At 68.0% G+C, this 19,791-nt stretch carries 19 protein-coding genes; 12 read left to right on the top strand and 7 right to left on the bottom strand.

Annotation, left to right across the window (positions count from 1 at the left end; translation table 11 throughout):
* The first annotated feature begins 65 nt into the window (after window positions 1–65).
* The 4 genes from FV217_RS01445 to FV217_RS01460 all read left to right on the top strand — a co-directional run bounded on the left by FV217_RS01445 (window position 66) and on the right by FV217_RS01460 (window position 4,588).
* Complete coding sequence (locus FV217_RS01445; protein ID WP_147813577.1) at window positions 66–1,790, top strand: type I secretion system permease/ATPase; 1,725 nt, start codon at window positions 66–68, stop codon at window positions 1,788–1,790.
* A complete protein-coding gene (locus FV217_RS01450; protein WP_147813579.1) occupies window positions 1,787–3,094 on the top strand; it encodes an HlyD family type I secretion periplasmic adaptor subunit in 1,308 nt (435 codons plus the stop codon). Before FV217_RS01445 ends, FV217_RS01450 begins: the two co-directional genes overlap by 4 nt.
* A 387-nt stretch (window positions 3,095–3,481) precedes the next feature.
* Window positions 3,482–3,721, top strand: coding sequence for a hypothetical protein (locus FV217_RS22630; RefSeq protein ID WP_187272393.1), 240 nt, complete (start codon window positions 3,482–3,484; stop codon window positions 3,719–3,721).
* Between the two features lie 354 nt (window positions 3,722–4,075).
* Window positions 4,076–4,588: a winged helix DNA-binding protein gene (locus FV217_RS01460; RefSeq protein WP_147813581.1), complete on the top strand. Its 513-nt coding sequence runs from the start codon at window positions 4,076–4,078 to the stop codon at window positions 4,586–4,588.
* Window positions 4,589–4,737: 149 nt separating this feature from the next.
* Here FV217_RS01460 and pqqA (FV217_RS01465) read toward each other — a convergent pair whose 3' ends face one another.
* The 3 genes from pqqA (FV217_RS01465) to pqqA (FV217_RS01475) form a co-directional block, all read right to left on the bottom strand.
* Window positions 4,738–4,827 (bottom strand): pyrroloquinoline quinone precursor peptide PqqA, encoded by a 90-nt coding sequence (pqqA, locus tag FV217_RS01465; RefSeq protein WP_091970034.1) that lies wholly within the window; start codon window positions 4,825–4,827, stop codon window positions 4,738–4,740.
* Window positions 4,828–4,891: 64 nt separating this feature from the next.
* Window positions 4,892–4,981: a pyrroloquinoline quinone precursor peptide PqqA gene (gene pqqA, locus FV217_RS01470; protein ID WP_147813583.1), complete on the bottom strand. Its 90-nt coding sequence runs from the start codon at window positions 4,979–4,981 to the stop codon at window positions 4,892–4,894.
* A 68-nt stretch (window positions 4,982–5,049) separates the two neighbouring features.
* The gene (pqqA, locus tag FV217_RS01475) at window positions 5,050–5,139 is read right to left on the bottom strand and encodes a pyrroloquinoline quinone precursor peptide PqqA (protein WP_147048147.1); all 90 of its coding nucleotides are present in this window, start codon (window positions 5,137–5,139) and stop codon (window positions 5,050–5,052) included.
* Window positions 5,140–5,593: 454 nt separating this feature from the next.
* On the opposite strand from pqqA (FV217_RS01475), the gene FV217_RS01480 reads away from it, so the two are divergent.
* The 3 genes from FV217_RS01480 to FV217_RS01490 all read left to right on the top strand — a co-directional run bounded on the left by FV217_RS01480 (window position 5,594) and on the right by FV217_RS01490 (window position 7,666).
* Window positions 5,594–6,013 carry an EF-hand domain-containing protein gene (locus FV217_RS01480; RefSeq protein ID WP_147813585.1) on the top strand — a complete coding sequence of 140 codons (420 nt, stop codon included), beginning with the start codon at window positions 5,594–5,596 and terminating at the stop codon, window positions 6,011–6,013.
* A gap of 147 nt (window positions 6,014–6,160) precedes the next feature.
* Window positions 6,161–6,838, top strand: coding sequence for a metal ABC transporter permease (locus tag FV217_RS01485; RefSeq protein ID WP_147813587.1), 678 nt, complete (start codon window positions 6,161–6,163; stop codon window positions 6,836–6,838).
* Between the two features lie 192 nt (window positions 6,839–7,030).
* On the top strand, window positions 7,031–7,666 hold the full coding sequence (locus FV217_RS01490; RefSeq protein WP_147813589.1) for a L,D-transpeptidase: 636 nt from the start codon (window positions 7,031–7,033) through the stop codon (window positions 7,664–7,666).
* A 128-nt stretch (window positions 7,667–7,794) separates the two neighbouring features.
* Here FV217_RS01490 and FV217_RS01495 read toward each other — a convergent pair whose 3' ends face one another.
* The 4 genes from FV217_RS01495 to FV217_RS01510 all read right to left on the bottom strand — a co-directional run bounded on the left by FV217_RS01495 (window position 7,795) and on the right by FV217_RS01510 (window position 12,178).
* The gene (locus tag FV217_RS01495; RefSeq protein WP_147813591.1) at window positions 7,795–8,115 is read right to left on the bottom strand and encodes a phosphotyrosine protein phosphatase; all 321 of its coding nucleotides are present in this window, start codon (window positions 8,113–8,115) and stop codon (window positions 7,795–7,797) included.
* A complete protein-coding gene (locus FV217_RS01500; RefSeq protein WP_147813593.1) occupies window positions 8,112–9,899 on the bottom strand; it encodes an ABC transporter ATP-binding protein in 1,788 nt (595 codons plus the stop codon). Before FV217_RS01500 ends, FV217_RS01495 begins: the two co-directional genes overlap by 4 nt.
* 492 nt (window positions 9,900–10,391) lie before the next feature.
* Complete coding sequence (locus FV217_RS01505; RefSeq protein WP_147813595.1) at window positions 10,392–10,886, bottom strand: CinA family protein; 495 nt, start codon at window positions 10,884–10,886, stop codon at window positions 10,392–10,394.
* Window positions 10,883–12,178, bottom strand: a complete 1,296-nt coding sequence (locus FV217_RS01510; RefSeq protein ID WP_147813597.1) for a bifunctional 2-C-methyl-D-erythritol 4-phosphate cytidylyltransferase/2-C-methyl-D-erythritol 2,4-cyclodiphosphate synthase — start codon at window positions 12,176–12,178, stop codon at window positions 10,883–10,885. The genes FV217_RS01505 and FV217_RS01510 overlap by 4 nt, the downstream gene beginning before the upstream one ends.
* 115 nt (window positions 12,179–12,293) lie before the next feature.
* Between FV217_RS01510 and dusB the strand changes: the two genes are divergently transcribed.
* From dusB to FV217_RS01535, 5 genes are all read left to right on the top strand, one after another.
* Window positions 12,294–13,328 (top strand): tRNA dihydrouridine synthase DusB, encoded by a 1,035-nt coding sequence (gene dusB, locus FV217_RS01515; protein ID WP_147813599.1) that lies wholly within the window; start codon window positions 12,294–12,296, stop codon window positions 13,326–13,328.
* A gap of 5 nt (window positions 13,329–13,333) precedes the next feature.
* The gene (locus tag FV217_RS01520) at window positions 13,334–14,467 is read left to right on the top strand and encodes an ATP-binding protein (protein WP_147813601.1); all 1,134 of its coding nucleotides are present in this window, start codon (window positions 13,334–13,336) and stop codon (window positions 14,465–14,467) included.
* A 23-nt stretch (window positions 14,468–14,490) separates the two neighbouring features.
* A complete protein-coding gene (ntrC, locus tag FV217_RS01525) occupies window positions 14,491–15,948 on the top strand; it encodes a nitrogen regulation protein NR(I) (protein ID WP_147813603.1) in 1,458 nt (485 codons plus the stop codon).
* 102 nt (window positions 15,949–16,050) lie between these two features.
* The gene (locus FV217_RS01530; RefSeq protein ID WP_147813605.1) at window positions 16,051–18,411 is read left to right on the top strand and encodes a PAS domain-containing sensor histidine kinase; all 2,361 of its coding nucleotides are present in this window, start codon (window positions 16,051–16,053) and stop codon (window positions 18,409–18,411) included.
* Window positions 18,408–19,778, top strand: a complete 1,371-nt coding sequence (locus tag FV217_RS01535; RefSeq protein WP_147813607.1) for a sigma-54 dependent transcriptional regulator — start codon at window positions 18,408–18,410, stop codon at window positions 19,776–19,778. Before FV217_RS01530 ends, FV217_RS01535 begins: the two co-directional genes overlap by 4 nt.
* Window positions 19,779–19,791 lie beyond the last annotated feature (13 nt).

The raw sequence follows: 19,791 nt of genomic DNA on the forward strand, positions 1-19,791 counted from the left end.
GGACTTTTTCGCACCCCCAGACCTGACCCTCCGCACCCCGTCCCCCAAAAACCCGGAACCGTGACGTGAGCGAAGACCGCGTGGTGCGTCTGGCCAAGCGCCGGGAATTCTGGGCTGCCGTGGGTGCGGGGAGGGGGGCGCTGCTCGCCGTGATCGGCGTCAGCGGGCTCATCAACCTGCTGATGCTGACGGCGCCGGTCTTCATGCTCCAAGTCTACGACCGGGTGCTGCCGAGCCGAAGCCTTGCGACGCTCGTCGGGCTCGCCGGCATCGCCCTGATACTGTTCCTGGTTCAGAGTGTGCTCGAAGTGTTTCGAGCGCGCATCCTCTCGCGCTTCGGCCGCCTCGTCGACGAGCGCCTCGGCTCGCGGATCTTTCGGGGGCTGTTGGTGCGGGGCTCCGAGATGCCGCGCAGCGACGAAGGCCCCCAGGCGCTCCGCGACCTCGACACGGTGCGCGGCTTCCTGTCGAGCATGGCCTTCACGGCCTTCTTCGATTTGCCCTGGGTGCCGCTCTACGTCGCCGTCTGCTTCCTGTTCCACCCCTGGATCGGTCTGACGGTGTTGGGCGGCGCGATCTTTCTGTGCATTCTGACGATATTGACCGACTGGGCCTCGTCCGGCCCGACCCGTGAGGCGGTCAAGGCGGCGAGCGAGCGCCGCGCCTTCGTCGACATGGCGCACCGCACCGCGCCGCTGCTGTCGGCCCTCGGAATGCGCTCCCGCATCGCCGCTCTGTGGCAGCTTCGCGCGGAAAAAAACCTCGACGTCGCGACCTACGGCAACGACCTCGCCATCGGCTTCGGCGCTTCAGCGCGGCTGATGCGCACCGTGCTGCAATCCGGCATCCTCGCCCTCGGTGCCTATCTCGTGGTGCGGGAAGAGGCGACGGCCGGGGTGATGCTCGCCGCGACCATCCTGTCGGCCCGCGCGCTGGCGCCGGTGGATCTGGCCATCGCCAACTGGAAGTCGTTCGCAGCCGCGCGCCAGGCCTGGACCCGCCTCGCCACGTTCCTGCCGCGCAAGGAACCCGCCGCGCTGACGCCCTTGCCCGCCCCGCGCGAGAGCCTGCGGGTGACGGCGCTTTCGGTGGCGATCCCCGGCACCGACACGCTAGCGCTTCACGACGTCAACCTCGCCCTTGCCCCCGGCAGCGCACTCGGCGTGATCGGCCCGAGCGGCTCTGGGAAGTCCACCTTCGCCCGCGCGCTCGTCGGGCTCGCCCGCGCCAGCCGCGGGGTCATCCGCCTCGACGGGGCGGCCATCGCGCAATGGGATCCCGACGCGCTCGGCCGCTCCACCGGCTACCTGCCGCAGGACATCGAGATGTTCGAGGGCACCATCGCCCAGAACATCACCCGCTTCGATCCCGAGCCCGATCCGGAGGCGCTGCTCTCTGCCGCGCGGGCGGCGGGCGTCCACGAGGTCGTGCTGCGGCTGCCCGGCGGCTACGACGCGCTGCTCGGCGCGGGAGGCCTCGGCTTGTCCGGCGGCCAGCGCCAGCGCATCGCCCTGGCGCGGGCACTCTACGGCGATCCGTTCCTCGTCGTGCTCGACGAGCCGAACTCCAACCTCGACGTCGAGGGCGACCGGGCGCTGTCGGCGGCGGTGCAGGCGGTGCGGGCGCGTGGCGGCATCGCCATCGTCATCGCGCATCGGCCGAGCGCGCTAACCGCGGTCGACCGCATCCTCGTGCTCGCCGACGGCCGCGTGCAGATGCACGGCCCGCGCGACGAGGTCCTGGCGCAGCTTAGCGCGCTCACCCGCCAGACACCCACGAGAGTCGCATGAGCAACGCAGTGGACGTCACCCGGAACACCCGCCGTTCGCTGCGGCGGCATATCGGCGGCGTCGCCGCGGTGATCGTCGTGGCGACGGGCGTCGGCGCCTGGACGGCGGCGACCGAACTCTCCGGCGCCATCATCGCCACCGGCTCCCTGGTGGTCGAGACCAACATCAAGAAGGTGCAGCATCCGACCGGCGGCGTGGTCGACGACTTGCGGGTGCAGGAAGGCGCGCGCGTCCAGGCCGGCGATCTGCTGATCCGCCTCGACGCCACCACGGCGCGGGCCACCTACGACAGCGTCAGCAAGAGCCTTTTCGAGCTGGCCGCCCGGGGCGCGCGGTTGGAGGCCGAGCGCGACGGGCTCGACGCGGTGGCCTTCCCGGCCGAGCTGACCGCCGCCGGCGCCGAGGTCTCGCGGATCGTCGACGGCGAGCAAAAGCTCTTCCGTTTCCGGCGCGATGCGCTGCAGGGCCAGAAATCGCAGCTGAAGGAGCGCGTCGGGCAGCTCGGCGAGGAGATCAAGGGGCTCGTCGAGCAATCCGCCGCGAAAGAGCAGGAATCCACGGTCATCGGCCGCGAATACGAGGGCGTGCAGGATCTCTGGAAGAAGAACCTCATCCAGATGACCCGCCTCACCGCGCTGGAACGCGACATCTCGCGGCTCAAGGGCGAGCGCGGCCTACTCGTCGCCAACATCGCGCAGACCAAGGGAAAGATCTCGGAGACCGAATTGCAGGTGATCCAGCTGGAGCAGAACCTGCGCAGCGACGTGGCCAAGGAACTCGCAGAGATCCGCGCCAAGGCCGCGACGCTCACCGAGCAGAAGATCACCGCCCTCGATCAGTTGCAGCGCATCGACATCCGTTCGCCGCAGACCGGCTATGTCCACGAACTCGCGGTGCACACCCGCGGTGGCGTGATCTCGCCGGGTGAGCCGATCATGCTCGTGGTGCCGACCGCGGATTCTCTCGTCGTCGAGGTGCGTGTCGCGCCCCAGGACATCGACCGCTTGCGCACCGGACAGGAGGCCGGCCTGCGCTTTCCGAGCTTCGACCAGCGCACCACGCCGGAGCTGAACGGCCGCGTCACCCGCATCGCCGCCGACGTCAGCGAGGACAAGCGGACGGGCAGCTTCTACTACCTCGTGCGGCTGGGCGTCACGAAGGACGAGCTCGGCCGCCTCGACGGCGCCAAGCTGATGCCCGGCATGCCGGTGGAGGCCTTCATCCGCACCGCCGATCGCACGGTGTTCTCCTACCTGACCAAGCCGCTGACGGATCAGGCCCGGCGGGCCTTCCGCGAGAAGTAAGGGAGGCGCGCCCGCATTCCGCCGTCCGACCGGGTCGCGTCGGGCGGCTTTGCGAATGCCGTGTATCGAGCACGATGCCCGACTTGGCGGTGCGCCTGGACGGTCGCCCGAGGCAATCATCGCCGCCGATATGCGCCGCGAGCGGCATCTGCGGTTCTCGCTTGCCACCGAACCGATGTTTTCGCGGTGAGAAAGGATGAAGCGAGTGCTGCGATTGGCCATTGCGCATCGCGGCGTGCTACATCGGGCAGCGTAATCGGTGCCGGCTTCCTCCGCTCGGCGCCATGTCTTCCCGACGCAGCCCCGTCCTCGCCGGAGAGCGGATTTTCGGCATGCGCCATGCGCTGCGCCGATGGATGGGCACCGGACGAGTACCGAAAGACCGCGATGACGACGACCGAGGACCCGACTGCGAAGAACCGCGCCGAGGACCGCGCCGAGCGCGCCGAGCGCATGGCGCGTGACGGCGCGCAGGCCATGGCCGACCACAAGGCGCAGATCAGGGCGGTCGACGACCGGACTCAGCGCCTGCGCGCGATGCGTCTGGCCAAGGAGGCGGAGGTCGCGGCCCAGGCCCCCGAGCCGGCCGCTCCCAAGCCGAAGCGCAAGCGTACCGTGAAGGCCTGAGGGCTTCTCGGCTGCTGAATCCTGGGCCGCGCGGTGGCGCCCGGATGCGATGCCGACGCGCCGGAGGTCCGGCCGTCGCGGGTCCAGCTTGAGACCGTCCTGGCGCTTTCCGCAGGTTTCCCCGGCAAAGCGAAGTCGAGTTGCGAAGCGAGCTTGGTAATCTTAGCGGGAGCTTGCCGTATAGCCCTTCGCGTTCGTAAATATCGCGGATTTCATTGCGCATTGACCACTCCGGGTAAATCACAAATTCATCTTGTCGCTTAAATCGCCTTTCATTCGTCTGGGCCAGATTGGCTGCATAAGCGGCGCCGACCAAAACGGCGCACCGGCAGAACAGACCAAGTGAGGCGTCAGATGAAGTCCCAGGCTGCGAGGATCGTCGAGTCCGACACCGCTCCCGACACCGCTCCGGTGGCCGGCAACTATCTCGAGGCTCTGCACCTCGTGGAGCGCCTGCACCGCCGCCTGCTCGACGTCATCAAGGACGAGTTCGAGCGCCGTGGTCGCGAGGACGTCAACAGCGTCCAGGCCCTGCTGCTCTACAACATCGGCGACAAAGAGCTCACCGCGAGCGAGCTGCGCTCGAAGGGCTACTATCTCGGCTCGAACGTCTCCTACAACGTCAAGAAGCTGGTCGAGGCGGGCTTCCTCCACCACGCCCGCTCCAAGCTGGACCGCCGCTCGGTGCGGATCAGCCTGACCAACAAGGGCCACGAGGTCCACGAGATCATCCGCGGCCTCTACGAGAAGCACGCTCGCACCATCCAGCCGATCGGCGGCATCTCGACCGACGATTTCGGCCGCCTCAACCAGGCACTGGGCCGGCTCGAACGCTTCTGGACCGACCAGATCCGCTACAAGCTCTGAGCCTTCGGCTCACCGACCAGTCCTGTTAACACGTGAAACGGCCGGATGAGCGATCATCCGGCCGTTTCACGTCGTTCGTCACGGCACGAAAAAAAGACGCCACCCTTCCGGGTGACGCCCTCGAACCGCTGGAGTTCGACGAGACGACCTTAGTTGAAGGTGTCGATCTCGGCGGACTCATAGCTGGTGACTTCCATGCCGACGCAGATTTCCTGGACGACGGGAGCGGACCACTTCATGATGAATCTCCTGATTGACTGATTAAAAAGAGGAAGGATCGGCTGAATCTAGCCGGAGACGACCTTAGTTGAAGGTGTCGATCTCAGCGGAATCGTAGGAAGTGACTTCCATGCCGACGCAGACTTCCTGAACGATGGGGGCAGACCACTTCATGACGTTTCTCCTGTTTGGATTTTGGATGAGACGCAAGAGACAGGCTCGATCGAGCCGCCGTCACTTCATTAGTTGAAGGTGTCGATCTCTGCCGACTCGTAGCTGGTGACTTCCATGCCGACGCAGACTTCCTGGACGACCGGGGCGGACCACTTCATGACCATCTCCTGCGTTCTTCGATAGACCCAACATAGGCGATCTATTGGGCGCAATTCAAGCGGGCACTACACTTATATTTCTCATAGAACATTCCGGCAGGCCTGTGCGCCGAGCGAGACGCCAGCCGGAATTGATAGCGCCGATATGACAGCGGCTTAGCGTCCGGGATATCGTTCCAATCGCCGATGCGCACGGGAAGACAAGCGTCGCGCAAGGGCCGGATTGCCGCTTCTGCATCTGAGAAACGCCTCAGCCCGGTACCGGTTGCCGGCCGGTCGGAACACGATTCGATGACCGCCGGTGGCCCGGACGAAGCCGCTCCCGCATCTGCGGCCCGATTGCCGAACTTGCCCATATTGCAATGCCGCATTGCAAGATATCGCGGCCATCCGCTTGCGCCGTCATGGTAGTCATCGATCGTTGCTAATCATCCACAGTCAGGAGAGACCGACGATGACCGTTCCGTTCCGTGCGACCGCACTTCTCGCTGCCGCAGCGTTGCTGCTGCCGGTTGCCACCCTGAGCCCTGCCTTCGCCAAGAAGGCCGCCGGCAGCGCGATCCTGAAGTCGGTCGACACCGACAACGACGGCACCATCGACCTCAAGGAAGTCGAGGCTGCTGCCTCCGCGAAGTTCGATGTGCTCGACCCCGACAAGGACGGCACGCTCGACGTCAAGGAGCTCAAGGGCCGCCTTAGCCCGTCCGCCCTCAAGAAGGCCGATCCCGACAGCGATGGCACCCTGGACAAGAAGGAGTTCGTCGCGCTCGCCGGTTCGCTGTTCAAGGAAGCCGATCCGGACAACGACGGCACCGTCGACGCCAAGGAGCTGAAGAGCCCGGCCGGCAAGGCATTGTCCAAGCTGCTGAAGTAAGGGTTTCCGTCGCGTGGCTGTCCGAAACCGGGCGGCCACGCCCCTATGCGCAATATAAGGATGCTTGAGCGTCATTCGATTGCGCGCAAGCTTGTCTGCCCGGTCGGCCGCCCCATAATTGCGGGGCACAGACAGGGAGATACGACCATGAAACGCACCACGCTCGCAGCCTTCGCCGGTCTTCTGGCCCTCACGAGCGCCAGCGTCGCCGCCCCCGAGCTTCAGCGGGTTCGCGGCACCATCGAGAGCGCCGACGGCAGCTCGGTCGTGATCAAGACGGCGGACGGCAAGTCCGAGACCGTCGCGACTTCGGGCGCCAAGTTCGCCTGGGTGGTCAAGTCGAGCCTCGACGAGATCAAGGACGGCGTCTTCATCGGCACCGCCACCAAGGGCGACAACCCGCCCACCGCCCTTGAAGTCGTGCTCTTCCCCGAGTCGATGCGCGGCACGGCGGAAGGCCACTACGGCTGGGACGAGATCACCGACACCACCGAGGGCGGCACCAAGGTGAAGAGCTCGATGACCAACGGTACGGTCAAGGCAAGCTCCGCAGCCGCGCCGAAGGTGAAGAGCTCGATGACCAACGGCACCGTCAAGTCGGCCGCGGGCGCCGGCGGCGACAAGACCCTCACCGTGACCTACGACAAGGACGGTTCGAAGACGATCGCCGTGCCGGCCAAGGCGCCGATCGTGGCGTTCGAGCCCGCCGACGCCGCGATCCTCAAGCCCGGCAGCCACATCTTCGTGGTCGCGGCCAAGGACGGCAGCAAGCTCGAAGGCAAGCTCGTCGCCGTCGGCAAGGACGGCCTGACCCCTCCGATGTGATCGGCCGGGCGTCAGACTACCGAGATCGGGCGGCGCCGGGAGGATTTCCGGCGCCGTTTCGCCGAAAAGACCGACGATGCAGGGCCTTATGCCCCGTCGGTGAAGGCGGACTGCTCGCCACACCTGCCGGAACCGCCTACGGTTCGGCACGTAGTCCGTCAGGTTCGACCGTCGTCGCCGCGAGGCCGTTTCATGCGTCCGTTCTCTGCAATCCTACTGTCGGGCGTTCTGCTCGCGGTTCTCACGAATTCGGCCTCGGCCGAACTCCGCATCGACGTCGACAAGGCGTCCCAGCGGATGTCGGTGACCGTCGATGGCCAGCCTCGCTACACTTGGCCCGTCTCCACGGGCGTCGCCGGCTACGACACGCCGAGCGGCAGCTTCAAGCCGTTCCGGATGGAGGCCAGCCACTTCTCGCGCGAGTTCGACAACGCGCCGATGCCGCATGCGGTGTTCTTCACGCAGATCGGCCACGCCATCCATGGCACCAACCAGGTGCGCAACCTCGGCCGCGCCGCCTCGCATGGCTGCGTCCGGCTCTCGCCCGGCAACGCCGCGACGCTCTACAGTCTGATCAAGGCGCAGGGCATGGCGAACACGCGGATCACCCTGCAGGGCGAGGTCGAGGAGCGCGTTGCCGGCGGCGGTCGCGAGCCCGGCTACCGCGCGGCCCGTTCGCGCCGCGACTACGACGACGGCGATGTCATGCCGGCCGGTATGGAGGCCAGCCGCGCCCCGACCGGCTACCAATACGCCCCGCGGCAGCGTTCCTACGATCCTTTCGGCGAAGGCTATTACGGCCGGCAGGACGCCTACGGGGAGTATTGAGACAGCTTTTAGGTAAGCGGATATCTTTTCGTCATTGCGAACGCAGCGCAGCAATCCGGGGCCAACTCGCTTACGGTCGAGCATTTGGCCCTGGATTGCCTCGCTGCGCCCGCAATGACGGCTCGACATCATCGGAGATGCGGCCGTACCTTCGTCTCGAGCAACCGCACCAACGCCGGGTCCATAAACGCACAGTCGTCCGGAATATCGAGGCAGATCAGCCGGGCATGCTTGAGCGCCGACCGGAACCGCCGCTGAAGCTTCCGGCGATGCCCACGCTCCATCACGAAGACGATATCGGCCCATGCGAGATGCTCGGCCGTGACCGGCTCGTCGGCATCCGCCGAAACCCCGGCCGAGGCCGTCTCCAGACCGTCGTACCGACAAAAGATCTGCTCTGCGGTCGGGCTCCGGAGGCGGGCCCGACCGCAGACGAACAGCAGCCTCACGCGCTCTCCGCCAGCACGGTCTGCTTCTCGAACAGCGCCCGGTAGGCTCCGTTCGGACGGCGTATCAGGGCGGCGTGCGGCCCGTCCTCGACGATGCGGCCGCGGTCGAACACGAGGATGCGGTCGAGGGCCTGCACCGTCGAGAGACGGTGCGCGATCACGATCGCCGTGCGCCCGCGCATCAGCCGCTCCATCGCTTCCTGGATCAGTGCTTCCGATTCCGAATCGAGACTGGACGTCGCCTCGTCGAGAATCAGGATCGGCGCGTCCGCCAGGAAGGCGCGGGCGAGCGCCACGCGCTGGCGCTCGCCGCCCGAGAGCTTGATGCCGCGCTCGCCCACCAGCGTGGCGTAGCCCTTCGGCAGCCGCGCGATGAAGTCGTGCGCGTTGGCGAGCCCTGCCGCCCGCTCGATCTCGGCCAGGGAGGCGTCCGGCCGGGCATAGGCGATGTTCTCCGCAATCGAGCGGTGGAACAGCACCGGCTCCTGCGGCACGATTGCGATCTGCGAGCGCAAGGACCCCTGCGTCGCCCCCGCCACGTCCTGCCCGTCGATCAGGATGCGGCCGCCGGTGACGTCGTAGAGCCGCTGGATCAGCTTGACGAAGGTCGTCTTGCCGGAGCCCGAGCGCCCGACGAGGCCGACCCGCTGCCCGGCCGGGATCGTCACCGAGACGTGCTGGTAGAGCGGCGTGTCGTGGCCGGCATAGTGGAAGGTCACGTCGTCGAAGCGCACGGCCCCGCCGCCGACGGCGAGCGGACGCGCCTCAGCGAGATCCGCGACGCCGTAGGGCTCGGCTTCGAGGTCGACCAGCTCCTCCATCTCGTTCACCGCGCGCTGCAGGTGGTTGATGTGGCCGCCGATGTCGCGGAGGTAGCCGTGCAGCACGAAGTAGCTCGTGAGCACGGTCGCGACCTCGCCGGCGCTCGCCGCCTCGTGCCACCACAGCCATAGCGCGAGCCCGACCAGCGCCGTGCGGAAGACGAGCAGCAGCACGAACTGCACCGTGCCGCTCCAGGTCACCCGCATCCAGGTGCGCCAGGTCCGCCGCTTCCACTTGCCGAAGGTGCGGGCGAGCCGCGCGTCCTCCCGCGCCTCCGCGCCGAAGGCCTTCACCACCGCATTGTTGCCGATGGCGTCGCTGAGCACGCCGCCGAGCCGGGTATCGAGGGTGTTCGAGAGCTGTGCCGCCGGGGCGATCACCCGCGTCGCGAGGTACCCGGCCGTGAAGACGTAGAGGAGCGTCGCGACGCCCACGAGGGCGCCCATGGCCGGCCAGTGCAGGCCGAGCATCACCATCGTGCCGAGCAGCACGATCAGCGTCGGCACCAGTGAGAGCAGCACGACGTCGTTGAGACCGTCGAGCGCCCACATCCCGCGCGAGATCTTGCGGACGGTCGAGCCGGAGAAGCTGTTGGCGTGCCAATCGGTCGACAGGCGCTGCACTCGGCGGAAACTCGCTTGCGCCACGTCGGACATCATGCCGAGCGTCAGCGGCACCACCAGGCTCCAGGCGAGGTGGCGGAAGCCGATCGTGAACAGGCCGAGCACGGCCATCGCCGCGAAGGCCCACAAGGCCGTGTCGAGCGCGGCATTGCGATCGCTTTGGGTCAGCGCGTCGACGAGGCGGCCGGCATAGAGCGGCAGCAGCACGTCGGCGAGCGTCGCCAGGATCGTCGCCGCCAGGAGCGCAGAGACGAGGCCGGAGCGCAGCCGCCATTGGCGGGAGACGAAGACGAGGACGCGGCCGAGCGCGCCGCCGCGCCGGGGAGAACGAAGAGTCATGAAATTGTCCCGACGCGCGAAAACACGCCGGCTCCATCAACGGACGCGCGTCGCCACGGCATGACGCCGTCGGTCGCGGTCGGATCGGGAAGAAGGGTTGCGATGTCCGCGGCGGCCGTCAGGCCGGTGCGGATGGCAGGCTCAGCGAGCTAACGCTGGCCGGCGGGAGAGGCGAGACGAATTTTAAACATGCGGCCTCCCTCGTTTGAATTGCAGCCGAGTCGGTGGATAGCAGCCGCGACTGGACTTCGCAAATTCGTAGATTGAACAGTATTTTTTCAAATTCGATCTATTGATAGAGTATATTTCATAGTACGTAATGTATTGAAAAATAAAAATCGCGGCTATTCGGGTCGATCGATAGATGCACTGCCGTTCAGAACGTGCAAAGTATCCGAACGCCGATGTGCGCCAGCGCACCGGTCCCCGTGCGATCGGCCGGGACGGTGCTCACTTCGATCGTGCCATTCAGTCCAGCAAATCGGTTGCCGATCAGGCCACCGCGCCTTCGAGAAGCCCGAGCGCATCCTCGACGGCGCGGCGCCGGATGTCGCCGCGATCGAGTGAGCCGTAGCGCCGCTCCAGATGCCGTGTCTGCGTGCCTGTCCGGCCAAGGCCGAAATGCACGAGCCCGACAGGCTTGTCAGGAGAGCCGCCATCGGGGCCGGCGATTCCGGTGATCGAGACCGCGACGTCGGCCTGTGAATGCGCGAGCGCGCCCTCGGCCATGGCGCGGGCGGTCTGCTCGCTGACGGCGCCATGCGCGGCGAGAATCGCCGTCGAGACGCCCAGCATCTCGGCCTTCGCCTCGTTCGAATAGGTGACGAAGCCGCGCTCCACGACCTTCGACGATCCTGAAATCGCCGTGAGCAGCGCGGCAACGAGGCCGCCGGTGCAGGATTCCGCCGTCGCGATCTTTTTGCCCGCCGCCGTGTAGGCCTTCACCAGCGCCTCGGCACGGGCGAGGAGCGCGGCGTCTTCGATCACGACTGGCGGGCGGCCTGCTCCGCCTCGGCGTCGAGTTCGGCGCAGATTTCCGGCAGGCGCACGCTGGCGGCGGCCTGTGCGGCGAGGCCCTCGGCGCGGCCGACGAAGCCGAGCGTTTCCGTGGTGGTCGCCTTGATCGAGACGCAGCCGACCGGGATGCCGGCGATCTCGGCGACGCGGGCGCGGATCGCCTCACGGTGCGCGCCGATGCGCGGGGCCTCGGCCAGTACGGTGATGTCGAGATGGTCGATCCGGCCGCCTCGGGCGCGCACCAGTTCGACGGCGTGCGCCAGGAACTGGTCGGAGGCCGCGCCCCGCCACTTCTCGTCGCTCGGCGGGAAATGCGTGCCGATGTCGCCGTCGGCGATGGTGCCGAGCAGCGCGTCGGTGAGCGCATGCAGCACCACGTCACCGTCGGAATGCGCGATCACGCCGCGATCCGCCGGGATCTTGATCCCGCCGAGCCAGACATGGTCGCCCGGTCCGAACTTGTGGACGTCGAAGCCGGTGGCGAGGTGGGAGACGAGGGTTGTCATGGCTGATGCAGATACCGCGTCGGCGCGTTCCGAGAAAGTGCGGTCGGCGTCGATCAGGTCGCTCGGTTGCGTGATCTTGCGGTTGGCGGCGTCGCCCTCGAACACCACCACCGCAAGCCCGGCCCATTCGGCGAGCGCGCCGTCGTCGGTGAAGCCGTCGCGGTTTTCCGCCACGGCACGGCGATGCGCGTCGACCAGCGTCGCATAGACGAAGGCCTGCGGCGTCTGCACGGCGCGCAGCGATTCGCGGGCCGGCGTCTCGTGGACGCGGCCGATGCCGGGGGCGATCGGCTGGACCAGCTTGATCGTGTCGGAGACCGCCACGCCCGGCACCGCCGCGCCATGGGCGCGGCCGGCCGCGATGGCGCGGTCGATCAGGTCCGTCGCCACGTAGGGGCGGGCGGCGTCGTGGACGAGCACGAGGTCCGGCGCCTCTCCGCAGGCCAGGGCTTCGAGGCCGGCACGGACGGATTGCTGGCGGGTCGCCCCGCCATCGACGGGCGCCAATAGCTTTCGGCCGAGGTCCGGTTCGAGATCGGCAAGGCACTCGCGAAAGAAGTCGGCGGCGTCGGGCGCGATCACAGGCTGGATGCGGTCGATGCCGGGATGGCTTGCCAGGGCGGCCAGAGTCCGCGTCAGGACGGCCCGTCCACCAACTCGGCGATACTGCTTCGGCAGGTCGCCGCCGATGCGCAGGCCCTTGCCGGCCGCGACGACCACCGCTGCGGTCAGGGGCCTTGCGGCGGACTCGGACATCGGGGGCCTCTGCGACATCATGGCGAAGTCGGCTGCGCTCATAATCGGTGCCCAAGGTGAAGGCAAACCGAGGTAGCGCTTGCATCCGAGCGCATTTGTCTATTTGTTGTGCAGAATGACGGCTGACCATTATTTGAGCGTTCTCGGCGGAATGAAGGCGGGGCCGGGCATGGCACCGCCGGTCCTGCTGGCGCCGCTGTCGGGCGTGACCGATCTGCACATGCGCCGGATTGCCCGCCGCGCCGGCGCGAGCGCCGTGGTCTCCGAGATGGTCGCCGCCGCCGAACTCGCCCGCGGCGACGCCGAATCGCAGGTCCGCGCGGAGGGCGCGGGCGTGTCGCCGCACATCGTCCAGCTCGCGGGCTGCGCACCGGAGCCGATGGCGCGGGCGGCCGAGATCGCCGTCGCGAACGGCGCCGACGTGATCGACGTGAACATGGGCTGCCCGGCCAAGACGGTTACCGGCGGCGCGGCGGGCTCGGCCCTGATGCGCGACCTCGACAACGCCGCCCGCCTCCTCGGCGCCGTGCGCGACGCGGTCGCCGTACCCGTCACCGTCAAGATGCGCCTCGGCTGGGATCATGCGACCGTTAACGCCGCCCTACTGGCGCAACGGGCCGAGGGCCTCGGCCTGAACGGCGTCACCGTCCATGGCCGCACCCGGCAGCAATTCTACAAGGGCAGCGCGGACTGGTCGGCGATCCGCGCCGTGGTCCAGGCGGTGCGCATCCCCGTCATCGCCAACGGCGACGTCGCGAGCCTCGACGACGCCCGCGCCTGTCTCGCCGCCTCGGGGGCGGCCGGCGTGATGATCGGCCGGGCGGCGCTCGGCCGGCCCTGGCTGGTGGGTGCCATCGCAGCGGGCCTCGGGGGGCAACCGGTGGCCGATCTCTCGCGGGAGCAGCGCGCGGAGACGGCCTGCGAGCACTACCGAGGGCTGATCGCGCTCTATGGCGCAGCGATGGGCGTGCGGCACGCCCGCAAGCATCTCGCGGCCTATGTCGACCATGCCGGGCCGGGCGCACTCGGCCAGCCCGACCGCACGCGCCTGCTCACGACGAGCGACCCGGCGGAAGCCCTCGCGCTGCTGCGCCGGGCGTTTCTCGACCCCGCCGACGGCGTCCTCGAATCCCTCGGCGAGGCTGCGTAGTCGCGATGACTAGCGAGAGCAGCGCCTTTCCCATCGGAAGCCTCACGCCGGAGGCGATCATCAACGCTCTGCCTCTGCCGGTCCTCACCATCGGCACCGACGAGCGCATCCTCCACGCCAATCACGCCGCCGAGAACTTCTTCGACGCGTCGGTCCGGCTGATGAAGCGCGGCCGGCTGCGCGACATCTTCCCGTTCGCCTCGCCGATCGTGGCGATCGTCGCCGAGGTGCGGAACCGACGCTCCAGCGTCAGCGAGTACCGGGTCGAGCTGATCCAGCCGCGCACGGGCTTGGAGCGCAGTGTCGACGTGTTCGCGACGCATCTCGGCGACGGCGGCGACAACGTGGTGCTGATGCTCCAGGAGCGCACCATCGCCGACAAGATGAACCGCCAGCTCACCCATCGCGGCGCCGCCCGCTCGATGGTGGCCCTCGGCGCCATGCTCGCCCACGAGATCAAGAACCCGCTCGCCGGCATCCGCGGCGCCGCGCAGCTGCTCGAACAGTCCGGCGTGGAGGAGGACCGCGTCCTCACCCAGCTGATCTGCGACGAATCCGACCGGATCGTGCGCATCGTCGAGCGCATGGAGCTCTTTGGCGAGGAGCGTCCCGTCGAGCGCGGGCCGGTCAACGTGCATGGCGTGCTCGACCAGGTGAAGCGCTCGGCCCAGTCCGGCTTCGGCCGTCACATCCGCTTCGTCGAAAACTACGATCCCTCGCTGCCGCCGGTCCTCGGCAGCCGCGACCAGCTCGTCCAGGTGATCCTGAACCTCGTGAAGAACGCCGCGGAGGCGATCGGTGCCGATTCCGTCGAGGGCGAGATCACCCTGTCGACCGCCTTCCGCACCGGTCTGCGCCTGCAGGTGCCGGGCTCGCGCGAGCGCGTCAGCCTACCGATCGAGGTGGCCGTGCGCGACAACGGGCCGGGCATCTCCGCGGAACTGCTTCCCGACCTGTTCGACCCCTTCGTGACGACGAAGGCGCAGGGATCGGGCCTGGGTCTTGCATTGGTGGCGAAAATCGTCGGCGACCATGGCGGTATCGTCGAATGCGATCCCGTTCCCCGCCGCACTGCCTTCCGCATCCTTCTGCCCATGTCCAGCGCCCGGGACGGACGTGCCTCGGCGGCGGAGCCGTGAGTTCGGAGCCCGAGTAAACCGATATGCCGAACGGCAACATCATCGTCGCGGACGACGACGCAGCGATCCGGACCGTGCTCAACCAGGCATTGTCCCGGGCCGGCTACGAGGTCCGCTCCACGGGCAATTGCGCGACGCTGTGGCGTTGGGTGGCCCAGGGCGAGGGCGATCTCGTCATCACCGACGTGGTGATGCCGGACGAGAACGTGTTCGACCTGCTGCCCCGCATCAAGCGGGTGCGGCCCGATCTGCCGATCATCGTGATGAGCGCGCAGAACACCTTCATGACCGCCATCCGCGCCTCGGAGCGCGGAGCTTACGAGTATCTGCCCAAACCCTTCGATCTGAAGGAGCTGACGGCGATCGTCGGCCGCGCGCTTTCCCGGCCGCGCGGCACGCCGGCGCCGGGTGCCGGGCCGGAGAACGACGACATCCCCCTCGTCGGGCGCTCGCCCGCGATGCAGGAGATCTACCGGGCCCTCGCCCGGCTGATGCCCACCGACCTCACGGTGATGATCACCGGCGAATCGGGGACCGGCAAGGAACTCGTCGCCCGGGCGCTGCACGATTACGGCCGCCGCCGGGCCGGCCCCTTCGTGCCGGTCAACATGGCGGCGATCCCGCGCGACCTGATCGAATCGGAACTGTTCGGCCACGAGAAGGGCGCCTTCACCGGCGCGCTGACCCGCTCGGCCGGCCGCTTCGAGCAGGCTGAGGGCGGTACGCTCTTCCTCGACGAGATCGGCGACATGCCGATGGAGGCGCAGACCCGGCTGCTCCGCGTGCTGCAGCAGGGCGAGTACACCACCGTCGGCGGGCGGGTACCGATCAAGACCAACGTCCGCATCATCGCCGCGACCAACAAGGACCTGCGCGTCTCGATCCAGCAGGGCATCTTCCGCGAGGACCTGTTCTTCCGCATCAACGTCGTGCCGTTGCGGCTGCCGGCACTCCGCGAGCGCTCGGAAGACGTGCCCGATCTGATCCGGCACTTCTTCGTCCTCGTCGAGCGCGAGGGCCTGAGCCGCAAGCAGCTCGACGGCGAGGCCATGGAGCGCCTGAAGCGCTACCGCTGGCCCGGCAACGTGCGCGAGCTCGAAAACCTCGTCCGGCGCCTCGCCGCCCTCTATCCGCAGGAGACCATCACCGGCCCGGTGATCGAGGCCGAACTCGACACCCTGCCGCTGGCCCAGCCGCAATCGCTGAACGGGAGCGCCCGCAAGGTCGGCGACAACGAGACGCTTTCGGGCGCGGTCGAGCGGCACATGTCCGAGTACTTCTCCGGCTACAAGGACAGCCTGCCGCCGCCCGGCCTGTATCACCGCATCCTGCGCGAGATCGAAGGCCCGCTGATCGGCGCTGCGCTCGCCGCCACGCGCGGCAACCAGATCCGCGCGGCCGAACTGCTCGGCGTGAACCGCAACACGCTGCGGAAGAAGGTGCGCGATCTCGACCTGCAGGTGTTCCGCACCTCGCGCTAACCCGCAGGGCGGGTAGGGCCACCGTGGCCGTTTGATCGATCGGGCGGCAATTCGGCCCGATTCGTATTAATTTCGCCACACTGTTGTGGCCCTGCATCAGCCATGCCGCTGACGCAATGGATCAGGAAAACCTCCGCCTCCGATGCGGATACCGGCCGGGCCGCGGCGCCGTCCTCGGCGCCCCGCGGACCGGGCTGGATCGGCGCGGCCGTGGTCGCCACGGCCCTCGTCTCGGCCAGCGTCACCTTCATGATGCTCGCAGGGCTGATCAAGGTGACGCCGAAGCCCGCCACCGGCGTGGCATTGCTCGCCATCAACGCCGCCCTCGTCCTCGGCCTCGTCGTCGTCATCGCCTGGGAGGCGCGAGTCTTCCTGCATGCCCGCAAGGCCCATGCGGCGGTGGCGCGCCTGCATTCGCGCATCGTAGGCCTGTTCAGCCTGATCGCGATCCTGCCGACCATCCTGCTCGCCGTCGTCGCCTCGATCACCATCGATCGCGGGCTGTCCCTCGGCTTCACCGACCGGGTCCGGGACGTGGTGCTGAAATCCGTCGAGGTCGCCGACGCCTACCAGGAGAACCAGTGCCAGTCGCTGGCGCGCGAGATCCGCATCCTCACCGACGATCTGACCCGCGCCCGCCCGCAATTCGACGTGAACCGCGAGTGGTTCGAGAGCTTCATGACGACGCGCGCCCAGGCGCTCGGCCTGCCGATCGCCAAGATCATGCGCGGGCCGAACGACGTGGTCGCCCGCGCCCAGATCGACATCCTCAAGCAGACGCGCCTGCCCTCGGCAGCGGCCTTCGAGGACGCGGCGAAATCGAGCGATCCGATCTGCCTGCTGCCGAACGAGGGCCGGGTCTTCGCCGCCCTGCTGCGGATGCCGGCCTACGACAACGCGGTGCTCCTCGTGCAGCGCGAGGTCAGTCAGCTCGCCATCGACTTCCCCGGCGTCTCGCGCGCGGCGGCGGCCGAATACCTCACCTACGATTCGCTCAAGCGCTCGATCCAGATCGCCTTCGCCTCGGTCTTCCTGCTGATCGCGCTGATCACCCTGCTCTCGGCGGTCTGGTTCGGGCTCAGCTTCGCCAACCGCTTCGTCGAGCCGATCCGCCGCCTGATCAACGCCGCCGACCAAGTCGCCTCGGGCAACTTCTACGCGCAGGTGCCTGCCCGCAGGGACGACGGCGATCTCGGCCATCTCGGCGATAGCTTCAACAAGATGACACAGGAACTCCGCCGCCAGCATGACGGGCTGACCGCCGCGAGCGAGCTGATCGACCGCCGCCGGCGCTTCACCGAGGCCGTGCTGTCGGGCGTCTCGCCGGGGGTGATCGGCGTCGACGCGGGCGGGGTCATCACCATCGCCAACCCCTCCGTCGAGCGTACCCTCGGCCTGACCTCCGGCGAACTTGTCGGCGTGCCGCTGACCCAGGCCGTGCCGGAACTGGCGGCGCTCTTGCCGGAGGAGGGCGGCGCCCGCGAGGGCCGCCAGCGCGCGCTCCAGAAGCAGATCCAGCTCCAGCGCAACGGCCGCGAGCGCACCATCGCGGTGCGGGTCACGAGCGAGCAGGCTCAGGGCGGGGCACGCGGCTACGTCGTGACCCTCGACGACATCACCGATCTGGTCTCGGCCCAGCGAACCTCCGCCTGGGCCGACGTGGCGCGCCGCATCGCCCACGAGATCAAGAACCCGCTGACCCCGATCCAGCTCTCGGCCGAGCGCATCCGGCGCAAGTACGGAAAGGTGATCGTCGAGGACAAAGAGATCTTCGACCAGTGCACGGCGACGATCGTGCGCCAGGTCGACGAGATCAAGCGCATGGTCGACGAGTTCTCGTCCTTCGCCCGGATGCCGAAGCCGGCCATCGCCCGGCAGGATCTCACCGAGATCGCCAAGCAGAACCTCTTCATGATGCGCGTCGCGCATCCCGACTTCGATTTCCCGTTCTCGGTGGACGGCGTCGGCGAGGAGGAACGGATCGAGGCGGCCTTCGATATCCGGCTCCTGTCCCAGGCGCTGACCAACATCCTCAAGAACGCCGTCGAGGCGGTCCAGGCCGTCCCCGAGGACGTGCTGACGGCGGATGGCGGCCAGGGCCGGGTGCGCCTGAGGCTGCTCGTCGAACAGGACTTCGCGGTGATCGAAGTCACCGACAACGGAAAAGGCTTTCCCGCCGAGGGACGCCAGCGCCTGCTCGAGCCCTATATGACGACCCGCGAAGGGGGGACGGGCCTCGGCTTGGCCATCGTCAGCAAGGTTCTGGAAGAGCATGGCGGCGGGATCGAGTTGAACGACAATCCCGACGGACGGGGCGGTCAGGTCCGCATGAAGGTGCCGCGCGATGTCTCGCGTGATGCCGTCACCGATGCGGCGGCCGCGTCCGTGCGGGCTCCTCACAACAACACTGGCAGGGAGGGCGCCGTCTCAAGTGCGCCCCGCGTCGCGGAGATGCAGTCATGAGCGCCGATATCCTGATCGTCGACGACGAGGCCGACATTCGCGACCTCGTCTCCGGCATCCTCGACGACGAGGGCCACCGCACCCGGACCGCCTCCGGTTCGGACGAGGCGCTCGCCTCGATCGAGAGCCGTAGGCCGCACCTCGTCTTCCTCGACATCTGGCTGCAGGGCTCGCGCCTCGACGGCCTGCAGGTGCTCGACCTGATCAAGGCCGGCCATCCCGACCTGCCGGTGGTGATGATCTCGGGCCATGGCAACATCGAGACCGCGGTCGCGGCGATCAAGTCGGGCGCCTACGACTTCATCGAGAAGCCGTTCAAGGCCGACCGGCTGATTCTCGTTGCCGAGCGCGCGTTGGAGACCTCGCGGCTGCGGCGCGAGGTGCGCGACCTCAAGACTCGTGGCGGCCAGACGAACCGCATCGTCGGGGCCTCGGTCGCCGTGAACCAGCTGCGCCAGACCGTCGACCGTGTCGCGCCGACCAATGCCCGCGTGATGATCTCCGGCGCGCCGGGCTCTGGCAAGGAACTCGCCGCCCGGACCCTGCACACCACGTCGGCCCGCGCCAGCGGCCCCTTCGTGGTGATCAACGCGGCCACCATCACACCCGATACGATGGAGGCGGAGCTATTCGGCGTGGAGGCCGGCGAGGGCCGCACCCGCAGGGTCGGCGCGCTGGAGGAAGCGCATGGCGGCTCGCTCTACATCGACGAAGTCGCCGACATGCCCAAGGAGACGCAGAGCCGGATCCTGCGCGTTCTCGTCGACCAGAACTTCCAGCGGGTCGGCGGCACGACGCGCGTGCATGTCGACGTGCGCATTATCTCGTCCTCGTCGCGCGATCTGGCCGAAGAGATCGCCGGCGGACGGTTTCGCGAGGACCTGTTCCACCGGCTCTCCGTGGTGCCGATCCGCGTGCCCTCCCTCGCCGAGCGCCGCGAGGACGTGCCGGAACTGATCACCTTCTTCATGGAGCAGATCTCGGGCGCCACCGGCCTGCCGCGCCGCCGGATCGCCGAGGATGCGATGGCGGTTCTTCAATCGCACGACTGGCCCGGCAACGTTCGGCAGCTGCGCAACAACGTCGAACGGCTGATGATCCTGACCAAGACGGATCCGGAGCAGGAGGTCACCTCGGAGATGCTTCCCACCGAGGTCGGCGCGTTGGTGCCGACCACGCCGACGGGGGCGGGCGGCGAGAAGCTGATGAGCCTGGCCCTGCGTGAGGCGCGCGAGATCTTCGAACGCGAGTATCTGATCGCTCAGATCGCCCGATTCTCCGGAAACATCTCCCGGACCGCAGAGTTCATCGGTATGGAGCGCTCGGCGCTGCACCGGAAGCTGAAATCCCTCGGAATCGGCCCCTGAACGTCTGATCGTT

The sequence above is a fragment of the Methylobacterium sp. WL9 genome (assembly GCF_008040035.1).
Taxonomy (GTDB): domain Bacteria; phylum Pseudomonadota; class Alphaproteobacteria; order Rhizobiales; family Beijerinckiaceae; genus Methylobacterium; species Methylobacterium thuringiense.